General features: G+C 60.8%; 12 protein-coding genes. 8 read left to right on the forward strand and 4 right to left on the reverse strand.

From position 1 onward, the window contains the following. Positions 1-1,070: 1,070 nt before the first annotated feature. Together AC6CHY_RS09390 and AC6CHY_RS09395 are read right to left on the reverse strand one after the other, a co-directional pair. Positions 1,071-1,487 carry an acyl-CoA thioesterase gene (locus AC6CHY_RS09390; protein WP_217388436.1) on the reverse strand — a complete coding sequence of 139 codons (417 nt, stop codon included), beginning with the start codon at positions 1,485-1,487 and terminating at the stop codon, positions 1,071-1,073. Positions 1,488-1,593: 106 nt separating this feature from the next. Beyond that, positions 1,594-2,286 carry a GntR family transcriptional regulator gene (locus tag AC6CHY_RS09395; RefSeq protein WP_217388435.1) on the reverse strand — a complete coding sequence of 231 codons (693 nt, stop codon included), beginning with the start codon at positions 2,284-2,286 and terminating at the stop codon, positions 1,594-1,596. 253 nt (positions 2,287-2,539) lie between these two features. On the opposite strand from AC6CHY_RS09395, the gene fabG reads away from it, so the two are divergent. The 8 genes from fabG to AC6CHY_RS09435 all read left to right on the forward strand — a co-directional run bounded on the left by fabG (position 2,540) and on the right by AC6CHY_RS09435 (position 10,887). Next, a complete protein-coding gene (gene fabG, locus AC6CHY_RS09400; RefSeq protein WP_217388434.1) occupies positions 2,540-3,283 on the forward strand; it encodes a 3-oxoacyl-ACP reductase FabG in 744 nt (247 codons plus the stop codon). Further along, positions 3,267-5,009, forward strand: a complete 1,743-nt coding sequence (locus AC6CHY_RS09405) for an AMP-binding protein (RefSeq protein WP_217388433.1) — start codon at positions 3,267-3,269, stop codon at positions 5,007-5,009. Before fabG ends, AC6CHY_RS09405 begins: the two co-directional genes overlap by 17 nt. Before the next feature lie 29 nt (positions 5,010-5,038). Further along, a complete protein-coding gene (locus tag AC6CHY_RS09410) occupies positions 5,039-5,935 on the forward strand; it encodes a hypothetical protein (RefSeq protein ID WP_217388432.1) in 897 nt (298 codons plus the stop codon). Next, a complete protein-coding gene (locus tag AC6CHY_RS09415) occupies positions 5,932-6,435 on the forward strand; it encodes a MaoC family dehydratase (RefSeq protein WP_217388431.1) in 504 nt (167 codons plus the stop codon). The genes AC6CHY_RS09410 and AC6CHY_RS09415 overlap by 4 nt, the downstream gene beginning before the upstream one ends. Beyond that, positions 6,432-7,661 (forward strand): acetyl-CoA C-acetyltransferase, encoded by a 1,230-nt coding sequence (locus AC6CHY_RS09420; protein WP_217388430.1) that lies wholly within the window; start codon positions 6,432-6,434, stop codon positions 7,659-7,661. Before AC6CHY_RS09415 ends, AC6CHY_RS09420 begins: the two co-directional genes overlap by 4 nt. 218 nt (positions 7,662-7,879) lie before the next feature. After that, the gene (locus AC6CHY_RS09425) at positions 7,880-9,115 is read left to right on the forward strand and encodes an MFS transporter (protein ID WP_254455955.1); all 1,236 of its coding nucleotides are present in this window, start codon (positions 7,880-7,882) and stop codon (positions 9,113-9,115) included. A gap of 127 nt (positions 9,116-9,242) precedes the next feature. Continuing rightward, positions 9,243-9,962, forward strand: a complete 720-nt coding sequence (locus AC6CHY_RS09430) for an SDR family NAD(P)-dependent oxidoreductase (RefSeq protein WP_217388428.1) — start codon at positions 9,243-9,245, stop codon at positions 9,960-9,962. Next, positions 9,955-10,887 (forward strand): 3-hydroxyacyl-CoA dehydrogenase, encoded by a 933-nt coding sequence (locus AC6CHY_RS09435; protein ID WP_217388427.1) that lies wholly within the window; start codon positions 9,955-9,957, stop codon positions 10,885-10,887. The genes AC6CHY_RS09430 and AC6CHY_RS09435 overlap by 8 nt, the downstream gene beginning before the upstream one ends. 414 nt (positions 10,888-11,301) lie before the next feature. Here AC6CHY_RS09435 and AC6CHY_RS09440 read toward each other — a convergent pair whose 3' ends face one another. Beyond that, positions 11,302-12,180 (reverse strand): 3-hydroxyacyl-CoA dehydrogenase family protein, encoded by an 879-nt coding sequence (locus AC6CHY_RS09440; protein WP_217388426.1) that lies wholly within the window; start codon positions 12,178-12,180, stop codon positions 11,302-11,304. 135 nt (positions 12,181-12,315) lie between these two features. After that, entirely contained in the window at positions 12,316-13,776 is a 1,461-nt protein-coding gene (locus tag AC6CHY_RS09445) for an aldehyde dehydrogenase family protein (protein WP_217388425.1), read from the reverse strand. Positions 13,777-13,778: the final 2 nt, after the last annotated feature.

A 13,778-nucleotide genomic window follows, 5' to 3' on the forward strand; every position in this document is an offset into this window, starting at 1 on the left:
GCCGCCCGGTCAGACACACTCCCGGTGGTTAACGACCATCTGTAGGTGTCTCCCATGGACATGTTCCGACCATAGCAGTGACTGTGATCCGTGTCATGCTTCATGTGGTAGTTGGATCCCACCATGCGGATGCGGTGGTTCCGCACCTGCCGAACGGCCGCTCTGCCCCTCCTGATGGGGGTGGTTCAACGCCAGAAACCATGACGCCGCACGCTCAAATGCACCGGCGCCAACGCGATGCCATCGATCAGGTCCGCGGCCAATATGATCGAGCCGGCGATTGACTTCGCGACCGCCGGGGCCGATCTACTTCCTCATCGTGCAGATTCCGGGCTTGGCTCGCCCGGTTTCGTAGGCCAGCAAGCCCCACATCACACGGAAAGCCGAACACCCTGAACGGATTCAAGGTACTGAAAACGCAAGTAGTGCAATCCAGGGAAGCGCCAGCGCTCCGCCGGCAAGGCGAACAAGCGGGCTCACCAGCATGTCCGCGAATGCGGAGATCAGAAACGTCAAGTCAATGAATCGTAACCATGGCCGAATTCCGTCAGCCCCGCCCCGGCTCCTTCGATGTCGAGGGGCGAGCTGGCGAGCCTTTCGCTTCAACGGACGCCCGCGACTGGCGAACCCGCATCGCAGGCAACGGAAACTCGCGCGAGCGGCTCCTCCCTTGGGGCAGGACCCGCATCTACGGGCTTTCCGGCGCAGGTGAACACTGACTGCCAGCATTCCGCCCATCAAGGCCCCCGAAGGCTGGCCTACTTCGTCGACCACACCCCAGAAAACATCCTCTGGAAAACGTCACGCTGATTGAGCTGCCCGGTTCGCCGGGATGCCTCACGCGATCACGCTCGACTGTCGGTGCGACCGAAGGCCTCTGGACTTTTGCGGAGATCCCATGAGGCAGTTGGGTAATTCAGCTTTGATCTTTGGCTAGCCTCCGGCCGTGCGTTCCAGATCTGGGAGCCTAGTCAGCGGTTCGATACGTTGCCCGCATTCCGGCCCAAAGATTCACCGAGGGAACTCGAACTTGAAACGGCTGGCGTTTAGATGCCCCGCAGAACGGGCTGTCAGCCAGCCGGAACAAGCCGTGATTGAAGGTACGCGGCTTCGCCTGCGGAGATCGGTCGTGGCTTCTGCGTTTCCGGGTCCAGCGCGACTAGGACGGTGCGGGCGCGGAATACCTCGAGACCATTTTGCATGCCGCGGTAACGCAACGTGAATGACGTCTCACCGATTTTTTCGGTTGAGATTGATACGCTCAGATCGGTCTTTGAGGTTACCGAATTTGTGTAGTCCACATTGAGGGAAACAACCACTTTGGGGCCCGCGAACAACACGAGCCCTTGGGCTTCGGCGTCCCTGTTCAACCACTGGATGCGAGATTCCTCGATCAGCGTGACGATGGTGGCATTGTTGACGTGCCCGTTAATGTCCTGGTCCGACCATCGAACAGGAACGCGGACCTCATACTCTGTCGCATGCATAGTGGGACCCAATTTCTGGTTACGGTTGCCGCGGGCGAATCCAACGAGGCATCTTCATATACTTTATATGATTCTGCGGGCGGGGGGCCAGGGGGAGCCGGAATCGCTATTCCTGTGGTTCCAATTCGAAGATTCCCCGGCGCTCGAGATTCTCAATGACTTCCCGCATGGCAAGCTTCTCGTGCTCATACATGGCCTCATAGGCAGCCTTGGGATCTTGGCCTTTGATCGCTTCGAGGATGTTGCCATGTTGCTCGATAAGCATGTTCGTCAGGCCAGTAATGTTGGCATAAAAGCGCGTTGGGACGTACTTAAGGATGCTCAGGAGAATCCACGCCAATTTGGCCGAGTCCGCCGCCCTGTTGATTATTCGGTGAAATTCGTCGTTCGCCCGTTCGACATTTTCGAAATCCTCAAGCTCGGCGGCTCGGATCATTCGATTGTGAACGATCTCTAGCTGTTCAAGATCGTGGGGCGTCGCAGCTGAAGCCGCACGCTCGGTCAGGCGTCCGGACACTTCCGCAAGCAGCGTGTAGAGATCCTCCAGGTCTCCGCGCTTCAACGCAGACACAATGAAGCCACGTCGCTCCGCATGTCGAACAAACCCCTCGACACTAAGGCCCATGAGCGCCTCACGGACCGGAGTAACACTTACGCCGAGCTGCTGGGCAACCTCATCAAGGCGCAAAAACTCGCCAGGATGTCTCACGCCTCCGAGAATGTCGGCGCGAATGCGCTCCGCAATGTGGTTACTGAGCTGCTTAGGCTGAAGAATCCCCGACGGCATGGACTGGCTCACGACAATTTCCTATAAGACATATCTAATATCCTAGCGCGGCCACCACGCTTACCAAGGAACGAGTCCCGCAAGCTTGGGCAACCTGGATTGCCAGAAAAGGGCCGACCGCACCTTCCCTAGCAAGGTGTTGCCAAATTTCGAATATCATATATTGTATAAACAACGAGTGATGGTGTGGCTTCAGTCACCACCGACTGAGTTCTAGATCTCAGTCGCGTCCATCTCTAGTCAAAGCCACAAATCAGGAGAATCCATGAAAATGCTCGATGGAAAAGTTGCGGTTGTTACGGGTGCCAGCCAAGGTATTGGCCGCGAAATCAGTCAGGTATTTGCCGAGCAGGGAGCCAAGGTTGTCGTCTCGGACGTCAATATAGAAGGCGCACAGAAAGCCGCTCAAGAACTCAACGATGCAGGCTTCCAGGCCAAGGCGATCGGCTGTGACGTCACCAACGAGGAAGACGTTCGAGCACTTGTAAACTGTGCAGTTACCGAATTCGGCTCACTGGACGTCATGGTTAACAACGCAGGTATCACCCGCGATGCCACCATGCGCAAGATGAGCATGGAACAGTTCAACCAAGTCATTCAGGTCCACCTGCTTGGATGCTGGCTTGGCACCAAGGCAGCCTCCGACATCATGCGAGAGCAGGGTCACGGTTCCATCGTGAATATGTCCTCGATGTCCGGAAAGGTCGGAAACATCGGCCAGACCAACTACGCCGCAGCCAAGGCAGGTATCGTCGGTCTTACCAAGTCCGCAGCAAAGGAAGTTGGGTTCAAGGGCGTACGCGTCAATGCGATCCAGCCGGGCCTGATTAAGACGGCGATGACCGCAGCAATGCCCGCAGACATCTTTGCCGCCCGCGAGAAGGAAATCCCGTTGGGCCGTGCCGGCGATCCACGCGACATCGCCAACGCCGCCCTTTTCCTCGGCTCTGATTTGAGCAGCTACATCACCGGAATCGTTGTGGAGGTTGCCGGTGGGCGCCACATCTAACGACCAGCAGTGGATCCTCCGGGTCGAGGCACAACTTAGGGAAATCCGTCAGCTCCAGGAAGCGATCTGGCCGACTCACATCCCTCGGGATTTCCCGCAGGAGCTCGAGGGCCAAACATTCATCGAGATATTCCGGCGCAACGCACGCGACTACTCGGATCGCACGGCCATCCAGTTCTACGGCACCAACATCACCTACGCCCAACTCGACCAGTGGAGCGACAGCTTTGCCGGATGGTTGCAACGCCATAAGGTTCGTCCCGGTGACCGGGTCGGACTATTCCTGCCCAATTGCCCGCAATTCATAGTTCTCATGCTGGGAACGCTCAAGGCCGGAGCCGTTCACGTTCCGATCAACCCGATGTTCAAGCGCAGCGAACTAGAGTACGAGGCCAACGACGCGGCCATTAGTATCCTTGTTGCTCCCAATTACCTCATGAACGTTGTAAGTGCAGCGGATATGACCACCGTACGGCACATCGCACCGATCAATATTCAGGACCTCGTCCCGAATGAACCAACCATTCGACTGCCCAAGTTCCTTGAGCCTGACACCACCAGCGAGTCAACCGAGAACGTTTGGGAAGGTCTCATTTCCGGACAGACGCTTACCCCGGTGGAGATGGATCCCGACGGGCTTGCGGCACTGAACTATACCGGTGGGACCACCGGCGAGCCCAAGGGTTGCATGCACACGCAACGCAACATGGTGGTAGCGGGACACAACTGCGCCATCGCATGGGGATTGATTGGCCCCGAGGCTGTGGAACATGAGGCGGTCATCGCATTCACCCCGATCTTCTGGATCTCCGGTGAGAACAATGGCATCCTCGCACCCCTCTTTGCCGGAGCAACGATTGTCCTGTTGGCGCGCTGGGATGTTACCGCCGGTCTGCAGGCCATCGAGAAGTACCGGGTGACCGCCATGAGCGGGGTCGTGGAAAGTTTCCTCGAACTCTTGGAAAACTCCGAAGACAGCGCCCGGCAGCTCGGCTCGCTGCGTCACCTGCGCGCCATGTCCTTCTCCCGCCGGCTGTCCATGGACATTCGTCGCCAGTGGGAAGGCGCCACCGGAGGCAACAGCGTGCTGCGGGAATCCAGTTTCGGAATGACCGAGTCACATACTTCCAATACGTTTACCACGGGACTCGAAGTCGACGACTTTGATCTTCTCAGTGAGCCGGTCTTCGTGGGCCTGCCCATGCCCGGCACGGATTTCATCATCGTCGATCCGGCAACCGGAGAGCCGATACCGCTCGGGGAAGCCGGCGAAATCGTCCTGCGCTCCCCCTCGAATTTCAAGGGTTACTGGCAAGTCGCCGGGAAAAACGCCGCCGTGCTCAGGGACGGCTGGGTATTCACCGGAGACACCGGCAAGCTCTCCGCCGATGGTGCACTGCACTACCTGGGACGCCAGAAGGAAATGCTCAAGGTCAACGGCATGAGCGTCTTTCCCAGCGAGGTAGAGGTCTTGATGTCACGAAACCCAGACATCGAAGCGGTCGCCGTCGTGGGACATCTCGATGGGAAGACCGGGCAGAGTGTTCACGCGTTCGTGAAGCTGCATTCCGGATCAAAAGCCACTGCGGAACAGATTCAGGATTGGGCCCGGGAATCCATGGCTACCTACAAGGTGCCAAGGGTCCACCTCCTGGCTGAACTTCCGATGACCGCAACCGGCAAGATTCGCAAGAATGACCTGCCCTCCCCCCATCACCTGATCTAACCAACCACCATTACCGGAGGTAACCCCCAATGTCTTCCAAAGTTCAGTTGTCATGGGACAGCATGGTCACCGGAGAAACGCTCGGAGTGTTCCGCTCAACCTTTGACGCCGAGCACACACGGGAGTTCGCGCACATCGTCGACCCGCAGCAGCAGGTATACACCGACGGGACGGCGCCCAGCCTGGCCTACGACACGCTGCATGCGGTCAAGGACTTTATCGAACTCCCACAGGGAACCGTGCATTCCAAGGAATCCGTGGAATTCCATGCTCCCGCATTGGTAGATCAGCCGGCAACCGTGCTGGTCCTGGTGGCCGACAAGAGCGTCCGCCGCGGAAGGAAGAACTTCACCCTGGAGTGCCGCGTCTTCACCGGCTCCCACCACGTCATCTCCGCCTTCAAGAGCTTCGTGGTTCCAGGGAAAACCGAGGAGCCCGACTCCTCGACCAGCCGTTCATTCGATTTCGGGTTGTTCACTGCAGGGACAAACCCCGGCCAGGCCGGCCCGAAGAGGCAGGTGGAAACCGTCGAGTTTGTCGTGGTGCAGTCGCTGCTTGACGAATTTGGGCGCGTGACCGCTACCGACGGGCCAATCCACACCGACTCGCGGATTGCCACCGAACAATTCGGGGGCACGATCCTGCAGGGCATGTATCTCTTCGAACTTGCCTCCCAAACCATGACGCGATTCTCCTCGCCAAGCCAATGGCTAAGCTCCGGCAAGCTTGCCGCGAAGATCGTGGGCAGCAGCATCACCGGGGAAACGGTCACCATCATCCCCACCGCGCATCGGGTGACCAACGGCGATACGGTTCACGTTCACTGCTCATTCGAGGCGCGAACCAGCTCCGGAAGCACCGTCTTCGTTGCCGAAGCAGTAGGCCCGCTCACTGCAAAGAAATACCTAAAGGAACTCGCATCATGAACCCCATTAACACCCAGCAACAGGCATCGGTGGCCATCCCCGAGCTGCGCAACTTAGTAGGCGTCGAACTCGGTCCGTCGTCCGACGAGGTCATTACCCAGGACAGGATCAACCGCTTCGCCGAAGCGACCGGCGACTGGCAGTGGATCCACACGGACCCTGAAAAGGCCGCCGCAACTCCCGCCGGCTCCACCATTGCCCATGGGTTCCTGGTGCTCTCCTTGATCGCCGGCGTGAACCAGCAGCTGCTGAGCATTCCGGATGCAAAGAGCCGCCTGAACTACGGATTGGACCGAGTACGATTCCCGGCTTCCGTTCCGGTGGACTCGGTGTTGCGCGGTTTTACGACTTTGAAGTCAGTTGAATCGGTACGAGCCGGGATCCAGCTGAAGTTCGAAGTGCGTCTCGAAGCAGACGGCATCGCCAAGCCGGTGTGTATCGCCGAATTCATCAGCCTGATTCCCGGTGTGCAGCTGGAAACGACGGAACAACCAGCATGAGTGCGATCAAGGACAACGACGCAGTAATCGTCTCCATTGCCCGCTCCCCTATCGGGCGAGCCCACAAGGGCTCGCTGGCAAGCTTGCGCGGCGACGAGATGGCGGCGCAGATGGTTCGAGCTGCCCTTGACCAGGTTCCGGAACTAGATACGCATCTGATCAACGATTTGATGATGGGATGCGGCCAGCCCGGCGGAGAGACCGGATTCAACGTGGGGCGCATCGTCGCCGAGATCCTTGGGCTGGATTGGATTCCTGCCACGACAGTGCAACGCTACTGCGCCTCATCGTTGCAAACCAGCCGCATGGCCTTCCACGCCATCAAGGCGGGAGAGGGCGATGCCTTCATCTCCGCCGGTGTTGAAGGGGTGTCCCGGTTCGGCAAAGGAACCTCGGATGCATGGCCGGACACCAAGAACCCGCGGTTCAGCCAGGCTGCAGAACGAACGGCCCGGTTGGCAACCGGTGATGGCATCTGGCAAGATCCTCACGAACTGGGATTCGTACCCGACGCATATATCTCCATGGGACAAACGGCCGAAAATGTCGCACAGCATCTTCGCATCAGCCGAGAAGAGCAGGACCAGTGGGCGGTACTGAGCCAGAATCGTGCCGAAGCAGCAATCAAGGCAGGCTTCTTCGAACGTGAGATCACCCCGCTGACGCTGCCCGATGGCACGATTGTCTCCAAGGATGACGGCCCCCGGTTTGGCACGACACTCGATTCGGTCAGCGGGCTGAAGCCGGTCTTCCGTGAGAACGGGACGGTGACCGCTGCCAATGCCTGCCCGTTGAATGACGGTGCGGCCGCGGCGATCATCCTCAGCGGCGCCAAGGCGAAGTCGCTGGGACTCAAGCCCGTGGCCCGCATTGTTTCCACGGGAGTATCGGCCCTGTCGGCGGAGATCATGGGTTTGGGCCCCATCGAGGCCTCCAAGCAGGCACTTGCCCACGCCGGGTTAAGTATGCGCGACATCGACCTCGTTGAAATCAATGAGGCCTTCGCGGTGCAGGTCATCGGCAGCGCCCGCGCCCTGGACATCGAGGAAGACAAGCTCAATGTCCATGGAGGTGCGATCGCGTTGGGTCATCCCTTCGGCATGACCGGTGCACGGATCACAGCCACGCTCATCAATGGCCTGCAATCCACGGACCAGCAGTTCGGATTGGAAACCATGTGCACGGCCGGCGGCCAGGGCATGGCCATGGTCCTGGAACGACTCTGAGATTCACCAAGGACCCAAAATACCAACTCACCCTTAACACCCGTCGCCTGTCCCAACCAAACGACGGCAACCATATTCACGAACGGGAGTAGAAAATGTCAAACGTAACGAACGGATCCCCTCCGGAGCAATCGCAAGTCACCACGAAGACGCCGAGAACCCTGCCCGGGAAGAATCCCGAGTCGCGAGCTACCGCATGGGGCCTAACCATGGTGCTCATGGCCCTTTACACCATCAACTACAGCGACAAATTGTTGCTGGGGCTGGTTGCCCAGCCGCTGAAGGAAGAACTGGGTCTGACCTCAAGCCAGATCGGCCTTACCGCCAGCGTTTTCTTCTTCGCATTCACCATTGGAGGATTCTTCGCTGGCTCGATCAACAAGTTGTTCAGCCTGAAGTGGGCCCTCATCGGATTGGCATTGATCTGGGCGGCCATGATGTTGCCCATGGTGGTTGTCGGCAGCTTCACGGTCCTCCTGGTCACGCGAGCAATCTTGGGCTTTGCCGAAGGGCCTTCCGGGGCACTGGTATTGTCGGCAACCTACACTTGGCACCCGGTGGAGAAGCGAGGACTGCCAAGTGCCTTCATCTCGGCAGCAAATTCGACCGCCAAGATCGCCATGGCTCCGTTGCTTGCCCTGATCATTGCCCGCTTCGGTTGGCATTATTCGTTCCTGGCGCTGGCCGGTCTGGGCGTTCTGTGGTGTGTCCTCTGGTACTTCGTGTGGAAGCCGGGCCCCTACGCGGCTATCAAGAACACCGCGATTAAGCTTGAGGGCAAGGCAAAAAAGCCGGCAGTCAAGTGGAGCAGGATCTTCTTGAGCCGGACCTTTCTTGGCGCTCTGGCTGCGGCCGTGCCGATGTACGGCCTGATCACCGTCGTCTTGACCTGGCTCCCATCCTATTTCGAGGTCGGCTTGGGCTTCACCCGTTTGCAGGCAGGAGCGATGTTTGGCTTTCCGAGCATCGCCGCCCTGATCGCAATGTTTGTCAGCACCGCGATCACGGACAAGTTGATGGTGCGCGGGGTGAGCTCCAAGATCGTCCGGGGTATCGTCCCGGGCGTCGGCTTGCTGCTCTGCGGTGCAACAATGGTCGTCCTGCCGATGATCCATGTTCCGATGACCGTGGTTTTGGTGGTGTCGGCCGCTTACGGCGTTGGTTGCATCGTCACACCAATCACCAACGCCGCAATTTCACAGATCTGCCCTCCCGACCAGGTGGCCGGTGCGCTTGGGGTGTTCCTGGCGCTTCAAGCAGTCGCCGGCATCGTGGCTCCCCCGATCACCGGTGCGATTGTGGATGGTGCAGCCACCGCAGCCGCAGGCTATGCGCAGTCCTTCCAAGTCTTTGGGCTCGTGTCGATCGTTGGCGCGATCATCGCAATGATCTTCATGAACCCCAGCCGAGATGCGCAGCGCCTCATGGCCGAAGCGCCGTCGGTTCGGGCCTAATTGCTCTTGGCCGGTCAGTTCGTCATCGCCAGCGCCACCGGGCACTTGCGATGCATGCAGCGGGCCGGCCAAGAGCGTTCTGGAAATAATCGTCCGATAGGGATAAATTTCGGACAGTGAGGAATTGATGTCAAGAGAAAAAGCTGCACCACGGCGCGTGTTAATCACCGGTGGTGCCAATGGGATTGGGGCAGCAATTGCCCAGCGGTGCGTGGAAGACGGCTATCAGCCAATTATTCTGGATCGTGAGGGCACCGGGGCCATTCCTTGTGACCTATCGGACGCGCAATCCACGAGAAGCGCACTCGAGGTGGCGTTGCAGGACGGTCCGATCACGCGCCTGGTGAATAATGTTGGTGCGGTGTTCCCGAATCTCTTGGAAGACCAGACCCTGGACGAGTTTGACGCTGCCGTCGCGCTGAATCTGCGTAGTGCCTTCCTGTGCGCACAGGCATTGCTCCCGGGAATGCGGGAAGCGGGATTCGGCCGCATTGTTGCCATGTCGTCACGCGCGGCACTTGGCAAAGAGCGGCGCACGGCTTACGCGGCTACCAAGGCAGGTTTGCAAGGAATGACTCGAACCTGGGCATTGGAAGAAGGTGCCCATGGAATCACTGCCAATGCGGTTGGTCCGGGACCGATTGCCACTGATCTCTTTAGCAAAGCCAACCCCGCTGATTCCCCGGAAACCCAGGCCATCGTCGGCTCTGTTCCCGTGCGCCGGATGGGAACCCCCCGGGATGTTGCACATGCGGTGAGTTACCTACTCGATGATCGTTCGGGATTTGTCACTGGCCAGACGCTCTACGTTTGTGGCGGAATGACCATAGGAGCACACCATGGCTAGGAAGTTTCCAGCGCTGAAGACCGCGATCATCGGTGGCGGTTCCATCGGCGTCGGGTTCGCGGTGGTATTCACGCGCGCCGGATACTCGACGACCATTACCGATCCCGATCCGACCCGCCGCTCGGCCATTCCCGGGGAACTGACAGCCCGGCTCCGAACCCTGGAATCTTACGGGTTGCTCGAGGAGCCGGTTGAAGCGATTTCGGAACGGTTGCGCGTGATCGCAGACATCTCCGATGCCGTAAGCGGTGCCGACCTGGTGCAGGAATGTGTTCCCGAGCGTGAGGACATCAAGCGTCCATTGTTTGCCCAGCTGGCCGAACTTACCGATGATCGGTGCATAGTGGCGTCCTCATCATCGTTCATGACCACGACGACTTCGGCGGGTAGCACTGGAGTGGAGTCCCGGGCACTGGTTGCGCACCCGGGCAACCCGCCATTTGCCATTCCGGTCATTGAGTTGGTGCCCAGCCCACAGACCCGTGCCGAGGTTGTGCAGCGAGCACACGCTATTTACGCCGGCGCCGGGATGTCGCCGGTGCTGGTGAACAAGGAATGTGAGGGGTTCATCTTTAATCGGCTGCAGGGCGCGATCCTGCGAGAGGCCTATGCGCTGGTCAGAGATGGAGTCGCGAGCGTCGATGATGTGGACACCGTGGTACGCGACGGGCTGGGACGCCGTTGGACCTTCATGGGTCCCTTCGAAACGGTTGACCTAAATACCAGGGGCGGAATTTCGGCACACGCCAAGAACATGGGCCCCACCTATCGCCGGATGGGCCAAGAACGAGGCGATACGTCGGAATGGACCCCGGATTTGGTCGCAGAGGTAACTTCTCAACGTCGCCAGATGCTGCCGCTGGATCGCTGGGAAGACCGTGTCGCGTGGCGCGACGAGCAGCTGCTCAATCGACTTGGACAGTAATCGGCCCATTTGAATCACCTGGAATCAAGGGTTTATTTCATACAGGTCCCGCGTCGTGGCCTTGTCCCGATGGTCGGTCCCGATGGCTCGGTTGACCGCAGGGCCGGGGGAAAATTTCGTCCTCCGGCCCACTCTTTCCCGACACTGCCAGCACTTGGAACGTACCCGCGTCAGCCGTTTCACCCGATTCCAGCCAGGCAGGGCCTGCATCAGTGATCCAGGGTCGCAACCCGACTGCGGGCCGCCACGGGGCAAGTTTAGTATGACCCTTCAAAAAGTCATCCGGCTAGGCGCACAACGCTGTCGCAAGGGTGTCCAGGTCTTTGCCCAGCTGATTTCCCCAAATCGGCGATTTGGCTGGTTCAACTCAATCCCGGACGCCCTCGCCCGTGCTCGTAAGACTTTGGAATCAGTCTAGGCGTAGTGGTAGAACCCGGCGCCGGACTTGCGGCCCAGCTTGCCCTCGGCCACCAGTGCCGCGATCCGCTCGTTGGGGGCGTCCTCGGCCGCGCCGGTCTCCGCGTGGGTGGCCTGGGCGATGAAGTCGATGACGTCCAGCCCGACCATGTCCATCAGCGCAAACGGACCCATCGGGTGGCCCAGCGCCGTGCGGGCGGTGGTGTCGATGTCCTCGATGCTGGCAATGCCCTCATCGGCCAGGAACAGCGCCTCGCGCTGGATCGCGCCCATCAGGCGGTTGGCGATGAAGCCGGGGATCTCGCGGTTGATCAGCACCGGCTCCTTGCCCAGGCGCCGGGCCAGCTCCATGGTGGTGGCCACGGTCGCGTCGCTGGTTTCCCCGTGGCGGACCACCTCGACGCACTTCATGACCAGGGCCGGGTTGAAGAAGTGCATGTTGCAGACCTGTGCCGGCCGACCGGTGGCCGCCGCGACCTTGGAGGAGCCGAGGGTCGAGGAGTTGGTGGCCAGGATGGCGTGGGCCGGGGCCAGCACGCCGAGCTTTTCGAAGATCGCCGTCTTGATCTCCAGGCGCTCGGTGGCGGCCTCGATGACGAAGTCGGCGTTGGCGGCAGCCTCGTCCAGGTCGGTGCTGTAGGCCAGTGCGTCCAGGGCCGCGGTGGCCGCAGCCTTCTCCAGCTTGCCCTTGGCCACCCGCGAGGCCGCCCAGCCCTCGAGTTCGGCGCGCGCCGCGGCGAGGCCGTCGGCGGAGATGTCCTGGATGGTGGTCGCGTACCCGGCCAGGGCCGCGGTCATCGCGATCTGCCGTCCCATGGTGCCCGCGCCAATGACCAGGATGGTGGAAATGTTCTCGATGCCGGTCTCTACGCTCATTCTTGGCTCCGCACTTTCGTCAATTGTTCGCTGGCTCACGTTTCTGCCATGCCCGTTGCCAATCCTAGACATGACTCGGGGCACCCGCCGCATCCGGCCAGGCTGGATGACGGCGGGTGCCCCGAACTTGGTTTCCTACGCTCCGCGCAGGTACACCGTGGTGGTGTGGGTGAAGAATTCCTTCGCCGCACCGCCCTGTTCCTTGGGCCCGTAGCCGCTCTTCTTGGCCCCGCCGAAGGGCACGTGCGGGTCCGCTCCGGCCGATTCCGAATTCACGTGCAGGACGCCCACATCGATTTGTTCCATGGCCGCCAGCGCCTTGGAGAGGTCCCGGGTGAACAGCGCACAGCTCAGTCCATATTCCGAATCGTTGGCCAGCTCGAACGCCTGCTCGGTGGTTGGCGCCCGGCGCACGGCCAGCACGGGACCGAAGAACTCCTCGCGCCAGGCATTGTTCTCCCCGGTCGGCAGCTCCAGGACGGTCGGGGCCACGAAGGCGTCCCCCAGGCCCGCGATATCGCCCTCGAAGGCTAGGCGAGCACCTTGGGCGATCGAGGCGGCGATGCCCGCACGGATCTGCTCCGCGGCCGCACCCGAAACCACCGGCCCCATGTGCACGGAGGAATCCGTCGGGTCCCCGGTTTTCCACTCGCCGAGGCGTTGGCACAGGCGCGCCAGGAACGCATCGGCAATTTTCTCCTGCAGGATCAGCCGCGAGGTGGCGGTGCACTTCTGCCCGGTGGAGCGGAAGGCGCCGAGGAGCACCTGTTCCACGGCGAGCTCAAGATCCGCGTCCTCGAGCACGACCGAGGCATTCTTGCCGCCCATTTCCGCCTGGATCGGCACGCCCCGTCCGGCGGCTGCGGCGGCGAGCTTGCGGCCCACTCCCGTGGAGCCGGTGAAGGTGAGCCCGTCAAGCTCCGGGTGGTTCACGATCTCGTTGCCCAGCGCACCGGATCCGATGACGAGGTTCAACACGCCGGCCGGCAGGCCGGCCTCCACGAGGGCCTGGGTCAGGCGCATGGCCAGCAGCGGCACGGTGGAGGCGGGCTTCCACACCACGGTGTTGCCGAATACCAGTGCCGGGGCGATCTTCCAGGCCGGGATGGCGATGGGGAAGTTGAACGGGGTGATGACTCCAACGACGCCCAGTGGTTTGCGGGTCACCAGGATCTGCTCGCCGCGGCGCGGGGAGGAGAAGACCTCCCCGGCCAGGCGGTCGGACTCGGCGGAGTAATAAGAAAGGATCTGCGCGGCGCGCAGCACCTCTCCGGTGCCCTCCGCTGCGGTCTTTCCTTCCTCGCGGGCCAGCTCGCCGCCCCACGCGTCGGCGTTGGCCGTGATGATCGCCGCGGCACGGGCCAGGTATCCCCCGCGTTCGGCCATCGGGGTTGCGGCCCATTCGGTGGCCGCCGCACGCGCGGCCGCCACGGCGGTGCGCACGTTGTCCACCGTGGCGGTGCCTCCGGCGGCGACCACGTGCCCGGGGTTCGCGGGCGAGGTGGATTCCAGGCCCGCACCGGTGCCGTCTATCCATTGCCCGTCGATGAGCAGGCGCAGCGGAACGGTGTCGGTGTGCGTCATGGTTTCGGTCATGG

The sequence above is a fragment of the Paeniglutamicibacter sp. GQ140 genome (assembly GCF_059759235.1).

What these genes read in the sequence shown, in the direction of transcription:
- AC6CHY_RS09440 (WP_217388426.1), bottom strand. Translation starts at nt 12,180, where the DNA reads ATGAGCGTAGAGACCGGCATCGAGAACATTTCCACCATCCTGGTCATT.
- fabG (WP_217388434.1), top strand. Translation starts at nt 2,540, where the DNA reads ATGAAAATGCTCGATGGAAAAGTTGCGGTTGTTACGGGTGCCAGCCAA.
- AC6CHY_RS09430 (WP_217388428.1), top strand. Translation starts at nt 9,243, where the DNA reads ATGTCAAGAGAAAAAGCTGCACCACGGCGCGTGTTAATCACCGGTGGT.
- AC6CHY_RS09410 (WP_217388432.1), top strand. Translation starts at nt 5,039, where the DNA reads ATGTCTTCCAAAGTTCAGTTGTCATGGGACAGCATGGTCACCGGAGAA.
- AC6CHY_RS09420 (WP_217388430.1), top strand. Translation starts at nt 6,432, where the DNA reads ATGAGTGCGATCAAGGACAACGACGCAGTAATCGTCTCCATTGCCCGC.
- AC6CHY_RS09435 (WP_217388427.1), top strand. Translation starts at nt 9,955, where the DNA reads ATGGCTAGGAAGTTTCCAGCGCTGAAGACCGCGATCATCGGTGGCGGT.
- AC6CHY_RS09415 (WP_217388431.1), top strand. Translation starts at nt 5,932, where the DNA reads ATGAACCCCATTAACACCCAGCAACAGGCATCGGTGGCCATCCCCGAG.
- AC6CHY_RS09390 (WP_217388436.1), bottom strand. Translation starts at nt 1,487, where the DNA reads ATGCATGCGACAGAGTATGAGGTCCGCGTTCCTGTTCGATGGTCGGAC.
- AC6CHY_RS09445 (WP_217388425.1), bottom strand. Translation starts at nt 13,776, where the DNA reads ATGACCGAAACCATGACGCACACCGACACCGTTCCGCTGCGCCTGCTC.
- AC6CHY_RS09425 (WP_254455955.1), top strand. Translation starts at nt 7,880, where the DNA reads ATGGCCCTTTACACCATCAACTACAGCGACAAATTGTTGCTGGGGCTG.